General features: G+C 58.3%; 13 protein-coding genes, 1 tRNA gene and 1 pseudogene. 8 read left to right on the forward strand and 7 right to left on the reverse strand.

Translation table 11 applies throughout. The features are described 5' to 3' along the window. Positions 1-13: 13 nt before the first annotated feature. The gene (locus WBK19_RS08130; RefSeq protein ID WP_511288632.1) at positions 14-1,468 is read right to left on the reverse strand and encodes an aminoacyl-histidine dipeptidase; all 1,455 of its coding nucleotides are present in this window, start codon (positions 1,466-1,468) and stop codon (positions 14-16) included. A 60-nt stretch (positions 1,469-1,528) separates the two neighbouring features. Then, positions 1,529-1,604, reverse strand: a tRNA-His gene (locus tag WBK19_RS08135). Between the two features lie 165 nt (positions 1,605-1,769). Between WBK19_RS08135 and tig the strand changes: the two genes are divergently transcribed. The 6 genes from tig (at position 1,770) to WBK19_RS08165 (ending at position 9,075) form a co-directional block, all read left to right on the forward strand. Beyond that, positions 1,770-3,074, forward strand: coding sequence for a trigger factor (gene tig / locus WBK19_RS08140; RefSeq protein WP_511288633.1), 1,305 nt, complete (start codon positions 1,770-1,772; stop codon positions 3,072-3,074). Positions 3,075-3,141: 67 nt separating this feature from the next. Then, entirely contained in the window at positions 3,142-3,771 is a 630-nt protein-coding gene (gene clpP, locus WBK19_RS08145) for an ATP-dependent Clp endopeptidase proteolytic subunit ClpP (RefSeq protein ID WP_511276085.1), read from the forward strand. A gap of 14 nt (positions 3,772-3,785) precedes the next feature. Further along, on the forward strand, positions 3,786-5,048 hold the full coding sequence (gene clpX / locus WBK19_RS08150) for an ATP-dependent Clp protease ATP-binding subunit ClpX (protein ID WP_511288634.1): 1,263 nt from the start codon (positions 3,786-3,788) through the stop codon (positions 5,046-5,048). Between the two features lie 67 nt (positions 5,049-5,115). Continuing rightward, positions 5,116-7,530, forward strand: coding sequence for an endopeptidase La (gene lon, locus WBK19_RS08155; protein ID WP_511288635.1), 2,415 nt, complete (start codon positions 5,116-5,118; stop codon positions 7,528-7,530). Between the two features lie 163 nt (positions 7,531-7,693). Continuing rightward, positions 7,694-7,966, forward strand: a complete 273-nt coding sequence (locus WBK19_RS08160; RefSeq protein WP_226495604.1) for an HU family DNA-binding protein — start codon at positions 7,694-7,696, stop codon at positions 7,964-7,966. Positions 7,967-8,169: 203 nt separating this feature from the next. Next, a complete protein-coding gene (locus tag WBK19_RS08165) occupies positions 8,170-9,075 on the forward strand; it encodes an HDOD domain-containing protein (protein ID WP_511288637.1) in 906 nt (301 codons plus the stop codon). A 6-nt stretch (positions 9,076-9,081) separates the two neighbouring features. On the opposite strand, the gene WBK19_RS08170 is transcribed toward WBK19_RS08165, so the two are convergent. After that, positions 9,082-9,843 carry an RNA methyltransferase gene (locus tag WBK19_RS08170; RefSeq protein ID WP_511288691.1) on the reverse strand — a complete coding sequence of 254 codons (762 nt, stop codon included), beginning with the start codon at positions 9,841-9,843 and terminating at the stop codon, positions 9,082-9,084. A 66-nt stretch (positions 9,844-9,909) separates the two neighbouring features. On the opposite strand from WBK19_RS08170, the gene WBK19_RS08175 reads away from it, so the two are divergent. Further along, the gene (locus tag WBK19_RS08175) at positions 9,910-10,722 is read left to right on the forward strand and encodes an inositol monophosphatase family protein (protein WP_511288639.1); all 813 of its coding nucleotides are present in this window, start codon (positions 9,910-9,912) and stop codon (positions 10,720-10,722) included. A 245-nt stretch (positions 10,723-10,967) separates the two neighbouring features. Here WBK19_RS08175 and WBK19_RS08180 read toward each other — a convergent pair whose 3' ends face one another. The 4 genes and pseudogenes from WBK19_RS08180 to WBK19_RS08195 all read right to left on the reverse strand — a co-directional run. Beyond that, positions 10,968-14,417, reverse strand: a complete 3,450-nt coding sequence (locus WBK19_RS08180) for a pyruvate carboxylase (RefSeq protein ID WP_511288641.1) — start codon at positions 14,415-14,417, stop codon at positions 10,968-10,970. 213 nt (positions 14,418-14,630) lie between these two features. Next, positions 14,631-15,071, reverse strand: a complete 441-nt coding sequence (locus WBK19_RS08185) for a bacteriohemerythrin (RefSeq protein ID WP_511288643.1) — start codon at positions 15,069-15,071, stop codon at positions 14,631-14,633. Between the two features lie 4 nt (positions 15,072-15,075). Next, positions 15,076-15,678 (reverse strand): DMT family transporter, encoded by a 603-nt coding sequence (locus WBK19_RS08190; protein WP_511288645.1) that lies wholly within the window; start codon positions 15,676-15,678, stop codon positions 15,076-15,078. 13 nt (positions 15,679-15,691) lie between these two features. Next, positions 15,692-16,273 (reverse strand): annotated as a pseudogene (locus tag WBK19_RS08195) (ABC transporter ATP-binding protein); the annotation flags it as partial. 57 nt (positions 16,274-16,330) lie between these two features. Between WBK19_RS08195 and WBK19_RS08200 the strand changes: the two are divergent. Beyond that, positions 16,331-16,648 (forward strand): benzoate/H(+) symporter BenE family transporter, encoded by a 318-nt coding sequence (locus tag WBK19_RS08200; RefSeq protein WP_511288693.1) that lies wholly within the window; start codon positions 16,331-16,333, stop codon positions 16,646-16,648. The last annotated feature ends 49 nt before the right edge of the window (positions 16,649-16,697 follow it).

The raw sequence follows: 16,697 nt of genomic DNA on the forward strand, positions 1-16,697 counted from the left end.
TGAAATGTGGCGGCTAGCGGATTTCCTGCAAAATCACTCGCAACAAACGCCAGCACCGCTCAACCGAAGCAATCTCGACCCGCTCGCCCGGCGCATGCGCGCCACGAATGGTCGGGCCGAAGGAGACGATATCCATCCCCGGATACTTGTCGCCGATAATGCCGCACTCGAGCCCGGCATGAATGACCTGAACCTTCGAATCCGCCACAAAATCACGGCGATAAACCGCCTGACACAGCTTGAGCAATTCAGAAGCGGGATTCGGCGCCCAACCCGGATAAAACCCTGATTTCTCGGCCGGCGTTCCGCTCAGCGCCCACAAGCTGACAATTTCATCAGCCAGCGCCACGCTGCCGCTTCCGATCAACGAACGCACCATGAAGTTGCACGAACCCCCATTCGGGTGCAAATCGACCATGCCCAGATTGTTCGAAGTCTCAACCACACCCTGCACCTGCCGACTCATCCGGCGCACGCCATGCGGCGCCGCATGCAGCGAGGCGAGCCAGATTTCCTGCTCTGCTGCCGCCATGGCCTGTGCCGCTTCAGCCACCGAAACCGTGAGACTCAAACCCTCATCGATCCCGCGCAGCTCCGCCCGCAAGCTCGCCTCCACCCCGGCGAGCCATCCCACCAGGCGCCCACCCCGACCGCCGGGCACGGCCACCGTCGCCTCCGCCTCGCGCGGCAAGGCATTGCGCGCCGAACCGCCAACCAGATCGACCAGCCGAATCGGCGTCACCTCCTCCAGTTCGCGCAAAACGCGAACCAGCAACTTGATCGCATTGCCACGCTCCTCGTGGATATCGACGCCGGAATGTCCGCCACACAGGCCACTCAACGTGATCCGGACCACCTCGAATCCAACCGGAACGCGCTCCGCCACGCCACCGCGCTCGACATTGACATCCAGCCCGCCGGCACAACCCAGATAGAACTCGCCCCATTCCTCTGTATCCAGATTGAGCATCAGCTTGCCCTGCAGAACGCCAGCCTCAAGGCCGCGAGCGCCGCCCATGCCGGCCTCTTCATCGACCGTCAGCAAGGCTTCAAGCGGCCCGTGCACAAGAGTTTCATCCTCTAGCGCCGCCAGAATCAGCGCCACGCCAATCCCGTTATCGGCACCCAGCGTCGTTTTTTCAGCCACCAGCCAGCCATCGCGCAACGCAGGAACAATCGGATCGCGGGAAAAGTCATGGCAGCTATCAGCATTTTTCTGACAAACCATGTCGAGATGCGCCTGCAGCACGACACCCGGCCGATATTCGGCCCCAGCGCTCGCCACCTTGCGAATAATCAGATTGCCCGCGGCATCGACCACAGCCGCCAAACCGCGTGCCAACGCCCACTGCAGCAGGGAATCACGCAGCCCGGCCTCCGCCTTCGAAGCGCGCGGCGTCGCGCACAGCGTTGCAAAATGGTCCCAGACGGTCGCAGGTTGAAGACCGGAAAACACCGAGTTAGTCACGTCGCAGAACTCCAAAAGTGAAAACCCCCGCAGACCTTGCGGTGTGCGGGGGTTAAATTCTGGGGCGACTGATGGGGCTCGAACCCACGACAACCGGAATCACAATCCGGGACTCTACCAACTGAGCTACAGCCGCCGCTGAAGAAGGCGCGCATTATACGAAGTACCAAACTGTCTGTCTACAGGGAACGATGCCTATTCTGCGAAGACGGCCGCCACAGGGTAGAAGCATCCGGCAGTGAGCCTGCCGTGATATTATTGTCCGCTTTATTTTTCGGCTCCGAAGTCACAAGGAACTCTCATGGAAGCAACCACTGCACAAGCTAACGAACTTGAACGCCGCATCGACCTCTCCATCGCCATTGCCGATGTAGAAAAGGTCATGGAACAGCGCCTGAAGCGCATGGGCAAGAATATGAAGGTACCTGGCTTCCGCCCGGGGAAGGTTCCGTTCAGCATCGTCAAGCAGCAGCATGGCGACCAGGCTCGCCACGAAGTGCTGTCCGAGGAACTCGACCGCGTTTTCGGCGAAACCGTCACCGAAAAGAAGATGCGTGTTGCCGGTTACCCGCGCATTGAGCCGAAGACCACCGAAAGCACCACGCACATCGAGTTCTCGGCCATTTTTGAGGTCTATCCGGAATTCACTCCGGGCGACCTGGCGACCGCAGAAGTCGAGCGTCCGATCCTCGAAGTCAGCCCGGCTGAAGTCGACAAGACCCTCGACATTCTGCGCAAGCAACGCGTTTCCTATGAAGATACCGACCGCGCCGCCGCCAAGGAAGACCGCGTCGTTATCGACTTCCTCGGCAAGAAAGACGGCGTGCCGTTCGCCGGTGGCGAAGCCAAGGATTACCCGTTTGTGCTTGGACAGGGCATGATGCTGCCCGATTTCGAAAACGCCGTCGAAGGCGCCAAGGCTGGCGATGCCAAGACTTTCGACCTGGCCTTCCCGGCTGATTACCACGCCAAGGATCTGGCTGGCCAGACAGTCCAGTTCGACGTCACTGTCAAGCAGGTGCAAGCCCCCGTCCTGCCTGAACTCAACGCCGAATTCGCCACCAGCATGGGCATCGCCGACGGCGACGTGGCCAAGATGCGCGCCGAGATCGAAACCAATCTCAAGCGTGAAGTGAAGCGCCGCATCGAAGGCAAGCTGAAAGATCAGGTCATGGAAGCCCTGATCAAGGCCAACCCGATCTCGGTGCCGACCTCGCTGGTCGACATGGAAATCCAGCGCCTGATGCAGGCTGCCCGCCAGGACATGGAACAGCGTGGCATGAAGGTCAAGGACATGCCGATCCAGCCGGAGTGGTTTGCCGACCAGGCAAAGCGTCGCGTCACACTTGGCCTGATCCTTGCTGAGGTTGTGAAAACGGAGAAGCTTCAGGCAACGCCGGAACAGGTTCGTGCGATGGTCGAAGAAAACGCCCAGAGCTACGAGCACCCGGAAGAAGTCATCCGCTGGTACTACGCTCAACCGCAACGCCTGCAGGAAGTTGAAGGCGTCGCCATCGAGAACAACGTGGTTGCGTGGGTCCTGGGCAAAGCCAAGGTCACCGACAAGGCTGCAGTTTTTGATGAACTGATGGGTCAAAAGCAGTAATCCGGACCTTGTTGTAAAAGCAACAATCGTCTTGAATGTAACGAAACAGCAACACACAAGGGCTGACATGAATATCGACAACGCAAGCAACTGGGATCCACAGGCACTCGGCATGGTCCCCATGGTGGTAGAGCAGAGCGGCCGCGGCGAACGCGCGTACGACATCTATTCGCGCCTCCTCAAAGAGCGCGTGATTTTTCTTGTCGGCCCTGTCAACGACATAACTGCCAATCTGGTCGTCGCCCAGCTACTGTTCCTTGAAGCAGAAAATCCGGACAAGGATATTTACTTCTACATCAACTCGCCGGGCGGCTCGGTAACGGCTGGCATGTCTATCTACGACACCATGCAGTTCATCAAGCCGGACGTCTCGACGCTGTGCATCGGCCAAGCCGCCTCGATGGGCGCCTTCCTGCTCAACGCCGGCGCCAAGGGCAAGCGCTTTGCCCTACCCAATTCCCGCGTCATGATTCACCAGCCGCTGGGCGGCTTCCAGGGCCAGGCCTCGGATATTGCCATCCACGCCAAGGAAATCCTGTCCATTCGTGACCGCCTCAACCGGATCATGGCTGAACACAGCGGCCAGCCGCTGGAGCGTATCGAAAAAGACACCGACCGCGACAATTTCCTTTCGGCCGCTGAAGCAGCTGAATACGGTTTGATCGACAAGGTATTGACCCGCCGCGACGCGGCTTGAACGGAGAGCTACAGATGACCAAAGGGACCCCGGAAAAACTGCTCTACTGCTCCTTCTGTGGCAAGAGCCAGCACGAAGTCAAAAAGCTTATCGCCGGCCCGTCGGTGTTCATCTGTGACGAGTGCATCGCACTCTGCAACGACATCATCCGTGACGAGTTGCCCGAGGAAGCCGCTAAGGCCGGTCGCTCGGACCTGCCAACGCCGCGCGAGATCAGCTCCATCCTCGACCAGTATGTGATTGGCCAGGAAGTCGCCAAACGCATTCTTGCCGTGGCGGTATACAACCATTACAAGCGTTTGCGCCATAGCGCCAAGAATGCCGGTGAGGTTGAACTCTCCAAGAGCAACATCCTGCTCATAGGCCCGACCGGCTCGGGCAAGACCCTGCTCGCCCAGACCCTGGCCCGGCTGCTCAACGTTCCCTTCGTCATGGCCGATGCCACGACGCTGACTGAGGCCGGCTATGTCGGTGAGGACGTCGAGAACATCATTCAGAAATTGCTGCAAAAGTGCGACTACGACGTCGAAAAGGCGCAGCAAGGCATCGTCTACATCGACGAAATCGACAAAATTTCCCGCAAATCCGACAACCCGTCGATCACCCGTGACGTTTCCGGTGAAGGCGTTCAGCAGGCTTTGCTCAAGCTGATCGAAGGCACCACCGCCTCGATTCCGCCGCAAGGTGGTCGCAAGCATCCGAACCAGGACTTCGTCCAGGTCGACACCACCAACATTCTCTTTATTTGCGGCGGTGCCTTCGCCGGCCTGGAAAAAGTGATTCAGAAACGCTCTGAAAAGGGCGGCATCGGCTTCGGTGCCGAGGTAAAGAGCAAGGATGACGGCAAGGCTGTCGGCAAGATCCTGCTCGAAACAGAACCCGAAGATCTCATCAAATTCGGCCTGATCCCCGAACTGATCGGCCGCCTGCCGGTGGTTGCCACTCTCCAGGAACTGGAAGAGGATGCCCTGGTTCAGATTCTGACCGAACCGAAGAACGCGCTGGTCAAACAGTATCAGAAGCTGTTCAACATGGAAGATGTCGAACTGGAGATTCGTCCAGGCGCCCTTGCCGCCATCGCCAAAAAGGCGCTGGAACGCAAAACCGGGGCACGCGGCCTCCGTTCGATCATGGAGCATGCGCTCCTTGATACGATGTACGAACTCCCGGGCATGGAAAATGTCGAAAAGGTTGTGATCGACGAGAACATGATCTCCGGCGATACCCCGCCCCTGCTCATTTACGCCGATCAGCCAAAGGTTTCCGGCTCCAACTGAGTCGGGACTTGAATTGCGGTTCCCCGCCCCCACGTAGGGGGCACATACCTATTTCAAAGGCATCGTAATGTCGAACCCCAACACGCTCCCGGAAACCGTCGAACTGCCGCTGCTGCCGCTGCGCGACGTCGTCGTCTTTCCGCACATGGTCATTCCGCTCTTCGTCGGACGCCCGAAATCCATCAAGGCGCTTGAAATGGCCATGGAGGCCGGCAAAAACATCCTGCTGGTCGCTCAGAAATCGGCCGCCAAGGACGAACCGGAACCGGAAGATCTCTATCGCATTGGCTGCATGGCCAACATCCTGCAGATGCTCAAGCTGCCCGACGGCACTGTCAAGGTGCTGGTCGAAGGGACGCAGCGCGCTCGCGTTGAAGCCATCGAGGTTCAGTCCTCGGTCTTCATGGCCACCGCTGTGCCGCTGGTGCAACCCGGCGTCGAAGACCACGAAATCGAGGCCATGCGCCGCGCCGTGGTGGCCCAGTTCGACCAGTTCGTGAAACTGAACAAGAAGATTCCGCCGGAAGTGCTTTCCTCCATCGCCGGCATCGAAGATGCCGGTCGCCTGGCCGACACCATCGCTGCCCACCTGCCGCTCAAGCTTGAGCAGAAGCAGGAAGTGCTGGAGATGGAAAGCATCCGCGATCGCATCGACCGCCTACTTTCCCAGCTCGAAGCCGAAATCGACATCCTGCAGGTCGAAAAGCGCATCCGTGGCCGCGTCAAGCGCCAGATGGAAAAGAGCCAACGCGAGTACTACCTGAACGAACAGGTCAAAGCCATTCAGAAGGAACTAGGCGAAGGCGAAGAAGGTGCCGACCTCGAGGAACTGGACAAGAAGATCAAGGCTGCCGGGATGAGCAAGGAAGGTTTGGCCAAGGCCGAAGGCGAGTTGAAGAAGCTGCGCCTGATGTCGCCGATGTCTGCCGAAGCTACCGTCGTCCGCAATTTCATTGAAACGCTGATCGGTCTGCCATGGCGCAAAAAAACGCGGATCAGCAAGGATCTGCGCGAAGCCGAGAAGATTCTCGACAGCGATCACTACGGGCTGGAGAAGGTCAAGGAACGAATCGTCGAGTATCTTGCCGTGCAGCAACGCGTCGACAAGGTCAAGGCACCGATTCTCTGCCTGGTTGGCCCTCCCGGTGTCGGCAAGACGTCTCTCGGCCAGTCCATTGCCAAGGCCACCAACCGAAAGTTCGTGCGCATGGCGCTCGGCGGCGTCCGTGATGAGGCTGAAATCCGCGGCCATCGCCGCACCTACATCGGTTCGATGCCGGGCAAGATCCTGAGCAGCCTGACCAAGGTTGGCGTGCGCAATCCGCTGTTCCTGCTCGACGAAGTGGACAAGCTTGGCCAGGATTTCCGTGGCGATCCTTCGTCTGCCCTGCTTGAAGTGCTCGACCCGGAACAGAATTACACCTTTCAGGATCACTACGTCGAGGTTGATTTTGACCTATCCGACGTCATGTTCGTGGCCACCGCCAACACGCTGAACATCCCGGCGGCTCTGCTTGACCGGATGGAAGTCATCCGTCTGGCTGGCTATACGGAAGACGAAAAGGTCAATATCGCCATGCGCTATCTGCTGCCCAAGCAGATCAAAAACAATGGCTTGAAGAAGACTGAAATCGCCGTTGCCGACAGCGCAATTCGCGACATCGTCCGCTACTACACCCGCGAAGCCGGCGTCCGCGCCCTCGAACGTGAAATCTCGAAAATCTGCCGCAAGGTCGTCAAAACTCTTGTTCTGAAGAAGCGCGACACGAAGGTTGCGGTCAACGCCAGAAATCTCGACAAATTCCTTGGTGTCCGTCGCTACAGTTTCGGCATGGCCGAAAAGGAAAACCAGGTTGGCCAGGTTACTGGTCTGGCCTGGACGGAAGTCGGTGGCGAGTTGCTGACTATCGAATGCGCCATCATGCCGGGCAAGGGCAACATTATTCGCACCGGATCGCTCGGTGATGTCATGAAGGAATCGGTCGAAGCTGCGCGCTCTGTCGTGCGCGCACGCGCCCGTCGCTTGGGTATCAAGGACGAGGCTTTCGAGAAGACCGACATCCACATCCACGTCCCGGAAGGCGCCACGCCCAAGGATGGCCCCTCCGCCGGCGGCGCCATGACGACAGCGCTGGTATCGTCCTACACCGGCATTCCGGTTCGTTGCGACGTCTGCATGACGGGCGAGATCACTCTGCGCGGCGAAGTTCTGCCCATCGGTGGGCTCAAGGAAAAGTTGCTGGCCGCCGTGCGTGGTGGACTTAAGATGGCGCTGATCCCGGAAGAAAACGTCAAGGACCTCACCGAGATCCCTGACAACATCAAGAACAAGATCGAAATTGTCCCGGTCAGGTGGATTGATCAGGTGCTCGAACGCGCCCTGGAACGCATGCCAGAAGCCCTTCCCGAGCCTGTGGTTGCAGATTCTGCAGTTCAGGCATCGGCCGAGGCGGCAGCCGCGGCTACAGTGCTTACTCATTGATTTGCAAGGAAAGGATGCCGGTGTCTTATTGCCAGCATCCTTTCCATTGCTCAACCATCTGGAAATTCTACCAAAATCCGCTTGACACAAGGATTTCGCCAGATATATAAATCCGTCCTCGCAAAGTTTTCACCACTCCAAATCCATCCATTAGGGGACGTAAATGAATAAGACTGAACTGATCGACGCCATCGCTACTCAAGCCGATATTTCCAAAGCTGCCGCCGGCCGCGCGCTGGATGCTGCCGTTGAAACCATCAAAGGCGCCCTCAAGGCTGGCGATACTGTAAACCTGATTGGTTTCGGCACTTTCTACGTCGGCGAACGTGCCGCCCGCACCGGCCGCAACCCGCGCACCGGCAAGACGCTGGAAATCAAGGCTGCCAAGTCGCCGAAATTCCGCGCCGGCAAGGGTCTGAAAGACGCCTGCAACTAATTTGTTTTATCGGCGCGAAACCACGTAGACAAATTTCAGACAGTGCTGACGCACGGCTAGGTGAAGTCAGTAATTTTCCGCGCAGATAGGCAGGGTACTTAGCTCGGTTGGTGGAGCCTCGCCCTTACAAGGAATGCCGGGGGATTCGAGCCCCTCAGCACCCACCAGAAGCCAGAAAACGACACCAGAACCCCGCCCACAAGGTGGGGTTTTTGTTGAATAATACGGCCATGATGATTGCCAGTTCAGATAACGATCAGGACAAAAAAGGCGATGCGCTCAAGTCGCAACGCTTCCAGATGCTCGCCGACATTGCCCAGGAGCTCTCTGGCGAAGTTGTTTTCCCGACCTATTTCGACGCTGTTCTCCGTCTGCGTAAAGTACTGCACGACCCGGAGCAAAGTATTGCCAATATTGCCCGCGCCGTTGCGGTCGAACCTCTGATTTCGGCCAAGCTCCTCCATTTGGCGAATTCCGTCGCCTTCAATCCGGATGGACGCACACTCGTTGATCTGAAATCAGCCATTGCCAGACTGGGTCTCAATGCAGTGCGCACGGCATCACTGTCGATTGTCATGACTCAGCTAATGCGCGCCAAGGGAATGGCCGAATTCTCCGAGATTACGCACTCTCTGTGGGAGCATTCGATCAATAGTGCTGCGGCAGCCAATATTCTTGCACGCCGGATGACTCGACAAAATCCGGACGAAGCCATGCTGGCTGGGCTGATCCACGATCTCGGCGCTTTCTACATGCTTTATCGCGCCACACAGTACGAAGAACTTCGCCATCGCCCCGACAGCGTCAAGTACTTGATCATCCAGTGGCACGAAAGTATTGGTGTGTCGCTACTCAATGCCTTGGGTTTACCTGAGGAAATTGTCGAGGCAACTATCGACCATGATCATATGCGGCCGACACCGACGACCATCCGCAATCTTTCGGACATCATTTACGTCGCAAATATGCTCAGCGGCGGACACTTCGAATGGTTGATGCAGGACCAGCCGGAGATGCCTTCGGAAATGACCCTGCTGGAAGAAAAATACGGCCACCTGCGCCCTGAAATTGATGCGCTGGCTACGGAGATGCGCAGCTCCTTTGCCTGAGCCCGTTTAGCTCTTGCGGCCGTGCCCGGTTTTTACCTGGGTGGAGGCCAGAACACCGCGCAGGATATTGATTTCGTCCTTTTCGAGGCGAACCCGCCCGAACAAGCGGCGCAACTTTGGCAACAAACGCCCGGGCTGCGCCGGATTGAAAAAGCCGGTCTCGGTCATTACCGTTTCCAAATGCGAATACAGCCCTTCCACCTCGTCATGGGTAGCTGCAGGTGAGGAAAATGGGGTAACTCCTTGCTCCAGCGCAGGAGGCTGCTCGGCAAAGGCAGCCATCCTGCACTCATAACTTAGGACCTGAACGGCCGACCCCAAGTTGAGCGAACTGAACTCCGGGTTGGTTGGTATTGTCACTGCAGAATGGCAATGCAGGATTTCATCATTGCTCAGACCAACCGTTTCATTGCCGAAAACCAGCGCCACCTCGCCCTGCCCTGCTTCAGCGATCAGACGCGCCACTGTTTCACGCGGAGCCCCGATCGCCGGCCCGATGTCGCGCTGACGCGCCGACAGCGCCACAACAAACGAGGCCCCAACCAGCGCCTCTTCAAGCGACGAAGTGATTTTTGCCTTTTTCAGCACGTCGACCGCAGAAGTCGCCCGGGCATCAGCTTCCGGATCCGGAAACTGTTTCGGCTCAACCAGATAGAGATTCGACAGGCCCATTGTCTTCATCGCGCGCGCTGCCGCACCGATATTGCCAGGATGACTGGTTCGACACAGCACCACTCTGATACGTGAAAGCAGGACTTCAGGGTTCATGGTGTAAAATTCGATCTTTCCAATATAAATCGGGCGGCCTCGGCCACCCGTAAGCTCTTTAAGCTCATGCATCCAACTCTGAATATCGCCATCAAGGCAGCGCGCCGTGCTGGCCAGATCATCAATCGCGCCTCCAACGACCTGGACCTGCTCAAAGTCACCGCAAAGCAGCCCAACGACTTTGTTACCGAAGTCGACAAGGCCGCCGAAGCCGCGATCATTGAAGTCCTGATGGAAGCCTATCCGAGCTACGGCATTCTAGCAGAGGAGTCTGGCGAGACCGCCGGCAAGGGCAGCAACGAGGCAGAGTACCAGTGGATCATCGACCCGCTGGATGGCACCACCAACTTCATCCATGGCATGCCGCAATATGCAGTCTCCATCGCCTTGGCAAAGGGTGGTCTGGTTGAGCAAGCAGTCGTTTTTGACCCCAATCGCAACGAACTGTTTACCGCCAGCAAAGGCGCAGGCGCCTTCCTGAACGAACGACGCATCCGCGTCTCGAAGCGTACCAAGCTGCAGGATTCACTGATCGGTACTGGCTTCCCGTACCGGATGTTCGATCACATTGACACCTACATCGCAATCTTCAAGGAACTGGCCCAGAAAACTGCCGGTCAGCGCCGCCCCGGCGCTGCCTCGCTTGATCTCGCCTATGTTGCCTGCGGCCGGTACGACGGCTTCTGGGAATTCGGTCTTTCGCCGTGGGATATGGCGGCAGGAGCCCTGCTGATCTCGGAGGCTGGCGGCCTCGTCAGCGACCTGCGCGGCGATGCTACCTATCTGGAAAGTGGCAATCTGGTAGCAGGCACTCCCAAGGTTTTCGCTCCCTTGTTGAAGCTGATCGAGGACAAACTCCCGGACTCCATCCGCGGTTGATTATCAGCGCTTCGACTCGTCATATCCTGAATGGCTAAAGTCCAGGCTAACGCATTGACCGACTAAGTCCTGACCGAACAGTTGAAAAGCCAACAGCAAGTCATTCGAGTCCAGCCCGAAAAATGGTTCAGTCGTGATTCGTGCATGTTCAAAGCAAGCAACCTGCTGCCTACGATGAACATGCCCTCTGGCTTGGCGAGGTAAAGAACCCATGATATCGAGTCAAGCGGGTTCATTGGCGCAACTTACATGTACTCAACCATCAAGTCCTTTGCCGCAATGACATCACCGGGTTTGACGTGGATAGCCTTGATAACGATGTCCCGCTCGGCACTAAGCATGGTTTCCATCTTCATCGCTTCAATGGATAGCAAGGGAGCGCCCTTTGCCACTTTCTGGCCGGTCTTGACAGCCACCGTCACCACCATGCCCGGCATCGGGGCGCCGACCTGATTGGCATTGCTGGCATCCGCCTTGACCCTGGCCTTGCTGGCCCCCTCCAGCCCGGCCTTGGGGATGCGCACCGTGCGCGGCTGACCGTTCAATTCAAAGAAGATCTTGATCCGTCCCTCCTCGTCCGGCGCATCGGCGCGACCGGTCTGGCGAACCACCAGAGCCTTGCCCTTGTCGATGTCGATGGCGATCTCTTCGCGGTCCTGCAGGCCGTAGAAGAACGGTGACGTGGGCAGCAGGGAGACGTCACCGAACTCCCGGCGATGCTCGGCGTAATCCCGGAAGACCTTGGGGTACATCAGGTAGGAAGCCAGATCGCTATCGCTCGGGTGACGGCCGATGGCGTGCTCCAGCTCCTTGCGCTTGGCGTCGAGATCGACCGGGGCCATGAAGTCCCCGGCCCGACCGGCCAGCGGCTTTTCACCCTTGAGGACTTTGGCTTCCAGGGCTTTGGGGAAGCCTTCCGGCGGGAAGCCCAGTTCGCCCTTGAAAAGGGAAATGACCGACTCCGGGAAGGAAATGTCTTTTTCCGGATCAGCAACATCTTCCGGCTTCAGGTCGTTGGCCACCATAAAAATCGCCATGTCACCGACGACCTTGGAAGTCGGTGTCACCTTGACGATGTCGCCAAACAGGCGATTGACCTCTGCATAAGCCTTGGATATCTCGGGCCAGCGATGCTCGAGGCCCATTGCCCGCGCCTGCTCGCGCAGATTGGTGTATTGGCCGCCGGGCATCTCATGGTTGTAGACGTCGGAGGTGCCGGAGCGTATTTCAGGTTCGAAGGGTGCGTAGTAGTGGCGCACACCTTCCCAGTAGTGGGACAGCCCTTGCAGGTTGCCAAGATCGACGCCGGGATCGCGATCGCTTCCCTTGAGGGCGGCTGCGATTGAGCCGAGATTGGGTTGCGAGGTCAGGCCGCTCAGGGCATCGAGCGCGCCATCGACCGCGTCGCACCCTGCTTCAACCGCTGCCAGCACCGACGCCGCAGCAATGCCGCTGGTGTCATGGGTGTGGAAATGCAGCGGCAGGCCGACCTCGTCCTTCAGTGCCTTGACCAGGGCGGTGATCGCCCGCGGTTTGCACACGCCGGCCATGTCCTTGATGCCAATGATGTGGGCACCTGCCTTTTCGAGTTGCTTGGCCAGATTGACGTAGTAGGCTAGGTTGAATTTCGGCCGATTGCTGTCGAACAGATCGCCCGTGTAACACAACGTTCCTTCGCATAGCGCACCGCTCTCGACGACGGCATCCATCGCGACGCGCATGTTGTCGACCCAGTTCAGGGAATCGAAGACACGGAAGACATCGATGCCGTTCGTTGCTGCCTGCTGCACGAAATAGCGCACGACGTTGTCGCTGTAATTGGTGTAGCCGACGGCATTGGACGAGCGCAACAGCATCTGGAAGAGAATATTGGGTACCACCTGACGCAGGCGCTGCAGGCGTTCCCACGGATCTTCCTTGAGGAAGCGCAGGGCCACGTCGAAAGTCGCGCCACCCCAGCATTCCATGGAGAACAGATCGGGTGCCATGCGGGCGTAGTACGGGGCGATGCCGAGCATGTCGTGCGTCCGCATGCGGGTGGCGACCAAAGACTGGTGAGCATCGCGCATCGAGGTGTCGGTGAGCAGCACCTGCGGCTGGGCCTTCATCCAGTCAGAGAAGCCTTTGGCCCCGAGCTCCTTGAGCTTGTCGCGGGTACCGGCCGGGATCGGCGCGCCGAGGTCGAAGGTCGGCTTGATCGGGCGCGCCAGCGGCAAAGGCGGCAGCTTACGCCCCTTCATTTCAGGATTGCCGTTGACCATGACGCTGCCGAGGAATTTGACCAGGCGGCTGGCCCGGTCACGGCGCTTGACGAAGTTGAAGAGTTCCGGCGTCTCATCGATGAAGCGTGTTGTGCATGCACCATTGCGGAACAGCGGGTGGGCAATGACGTTCTCGAGGAACTGCAGATTGGTGGCCAGGCCACGAACCCGGAATTCGCGCAGCGCCCGGTCCATGCGCAGCGCCGCTTCGTCGCTGCTATGGCCCCAGGCGGTGACCTTGACGAGCAGCGAGTCGTAGAACGGTGTGATGACAGCGCCGGAATAGGCGGTGCCGGCGTCGAGACGGATGCCGAAGCCGGCCGCACTACGATAGACGGCGATCTTGCCGTAGTCGGGGGTGAAGGCGTTTTCCGGATCTTCAGTGGTAACGCGGCATTGCAGGGCGTGGCCGGACATGCGGATGTCGGGCTGTTTGGGAATGAAGGACTCCTCGTCCCCGATGCGATAGCCTTCGGTGACACGAATCTGTGCCTTGACGATATCGACGCCGGTGATCTGCTCGGTCACCGTATGTTCAACCTGGATACGCGGATTGACCTCGATGAAGTAGAACTTGCCGGTATCCGCATCCATCAGGAACTCGACTGTACCGGCATGGGTGTAGTCGGCGGCGCGGGCCAGCTGTAGGGCCGATGCGCACAGGGCCTGGCGGGTGGTTTCGTCGAGATACGGCGCCGGAGCGCGTTCGACGACCTTTTGATTGCGCCGCTGCACGGTGCAGTCGCGCTCGAAGAGATGGACCAGTTCGCCATGGCGGTCGCCAAGTACCTGGACCTCGACGTGGCGGGCGCGACGCACGAGTTTTTCGAGATAGACCTCGTCATTGCCAAAGGCCGCCTTGGCTTCGCGCCGAGCCACATCCAGCGCGCCGGGCAGCTCATCCGCATTCTCGACGACACGCATGCCGCGTCCGCCACCGCCCCAGCTGGCTTTGAGCATCAGCGGGTAGCCGACAGCATCGGCCAATTCCTTGGCGGCGTAGAGATCAAGGGGCAGCGCCGGGGTTGCCGGGACGACCGGGACTCCGGCCCGCATGGCGAGATTGCGGGCAGCAACCTTGTTGCCAAGCTGGCGCATCACGTCGCCGCACGGGCCGATAAAGGCGATGCCCGCGGCAAAACAGGCGTCCGCGAAATCCGGGTTCTCCGAGAGGAATCCGTAGCCTGGGTGAATTGCGTCAACCCCGGCTTCTTTGGCGATACGGATGATGTCGTCGATATCGAGATAGGCCTGGATCGGTTTTTTGCCGGCGCCCACCAAATAGGACTCGTCCGCCTTAAAACGGTGCAAGGCGAAGCGGTCTTCGTTGGAGTAAATCGCGACAGTACGAATACCCAGCTCGGAGGCCGCACGCAGCACGCGGATGGCGATTTCACTGCGGTTGGCGACAAGAATGCTACGGATTTTTTTCATGGATTTCAGACCTGGGGAGTTCGAATAAACAAATCATTAGCAAAAACAAGACCCGCATGGATGGGTCGGAATAATCAATACAAGCCGGAAGGCGAACAGCCCCGAACAGAAGAACTATGTCGGGCCAAGACCATACTGTCCAATACGTATTTATGCCGAAATAAATACCCGAGGAGTATTAAACCCCTTTTGCCCATCAGCCGATTAGCTATTTCAGGTCTTGACCGGGTTTCGCCGCAAAACCAGCGGAGCCCCCGCATGGGTTCGCTTGACCAGCCAGGTTGCCAAGGCCGAATCAAGATAGTCGGCATGGGCCGGAAACCAGTCCATTAAGGCTTTTGCCAAGTCGCGAACAATCGCCACGTCACCTTGAGCCAGTTGTTGCTGCACTTGATGTACCGAAGCCAGCACCTTGTTGTGCTCGTCGATATGGCAGTCTCGTGGCGGGAAATCGTTCTTTTCCATCCAATCGTTTTCTTGCGCGAAATGCGCTTCGGCATGGGCTGAAAAGGCTGCCAATGCGGAGGGCAGTTTGTCATCGCTGAGCGTCAACAAGGCATTCACCAGCTCTACGAACTCCTTATGCGTTTCGTCCATCTCGGCATGCCCGAGCAAAAACTGGTCATGCCAGCCAAACACAGTGCTTTCGTCCATTTCCTTACCTTTTCAATGCCTCTGACTGTGAAAGATAAACCCCGCTGACAGCCAGCGCCATACCCAGCATCACCAACCCGCTCAGAGCCTCATCGAAAGCCAGCCAGGCAATCACAGCGGTACACGGAGGCACCAGATAGAACAGGCTGGCCACGTTGGTCGCCGTTCCAGTTCGTATGAGGAAGTTAAGCAAGCCGACCGCCCCGAGGGACAAGATGATGCACAACCAGCTCAGCGCCAGAATGAACTGGGTATTCCACTCGACCCGGAAATCTTCATAGAACAACATGGCCAGCCCCGTTACCGCAGCAGCCGGCACGAACTGGATGATGGCACCTGTGCGGTAGTCGAAGCTGGGGCAAAACCGTTTCTGGTAGAGCGTCCCTGCAGTGATTCCGAACAAGGCACCAAAAGCTTCAGGAAGGCCAACCAGGCCAAAACCACCGCTTACACGAGCCGACACCACAAGCAGCGTACCGCAAAGCCGAGCGCCAGACCCAGCCACTGCCGTGCCACGATGCGTTCGGAAAGTAGCGTCGCTGCACCAACGGCCGTCAGCAAGGGCTGCTAGCCGACGATGATGCTGAAACGCCAACGGGTAGGCCATTGGCAATCACATGTTAGACATGGAGGCTGTCTTCCCATCCCTGATAGGCTTGCTGAACGGCCACGCTGGCCTTGATCTGGGCCAGCGGGCCGGACTCCATAACCTGACCGTTGACCATCACGGTAATGGTATCGGCTACCGCGAACACGGCGTCCATGTCATGTTCGACTAGCAGGATGGCGCGCGTCGGCTTGAGGCGCTTCAGGACCTCGACCATCTTGGCCGACTCGTCCGAACCCATGCCGGCCAGCGGCTCGTCGAGCAGCATCACTTCGGCATCGGTGGTGAGCACCATGGCGATTTCAAGCTGACGCTGCTCGCCGTGGCTGAGCACGTCGGAAATCCAGTCCACCTTCTTGCCGAGACCGGTCTCCTTGATGCAGGCGCTCGCCTAGTCGAGTGCCCATTGCTGTTCCTGCGCCTTGCTGAAAATGCGCCAGGCCTACTGCTTACGCGATTGCGCGGCGAGGCGAACGTTCTCCTGCACCGTAAATTTCGGAACAATGTTGGTCCGCTGATAGCTGCGGCCAATGCCGACCAGCGAGCACTGGGCTGCCGTCAGGCCGGTAATATCCTTGCCCTTGAACAGTATCCTCTTCCCCGCCAATACGCTTGGCGAGGCTGTCGGTGCATATCTGATGCAGCCCTCATCATCTTGGCTATTGGACTATCCAGCTATTTTGACAAGCTGATGCGCCATATCCCACGCGGCATCGCCTACGGAATGATGGCCGGAATTCTATTTCCGTTCGGCGTCAACGCCTTCAAGTCGGCCGGCAACATCGTTCAACTTTTCGCGGTACTCCCCAAAGCTTTCGTCGCAGTCCTTGCCGGCCTGGCGCTGATTGGCACGATCATGGCGAATCTGATGGGGGAGATAAACGAAGCCGATCACCGTGAAGCATCGATCATCACCTTCCTGGTCACCGCCTCGGGGATGACCTTTCTCAGCCTCGGATCGGCTTTCTAGGGGGCATTCATCGGCATTTCTGCCTACTTCGTTCTTCACAAAAAACGCA

This window comes from Azonexus sp., from assembly GCF_049652925.1.
GTDB lineage: Bacteria > Pseudomonadota > Gammaproteobacteria > Burkholderiales > Rhodocyclaceae > Azonexus.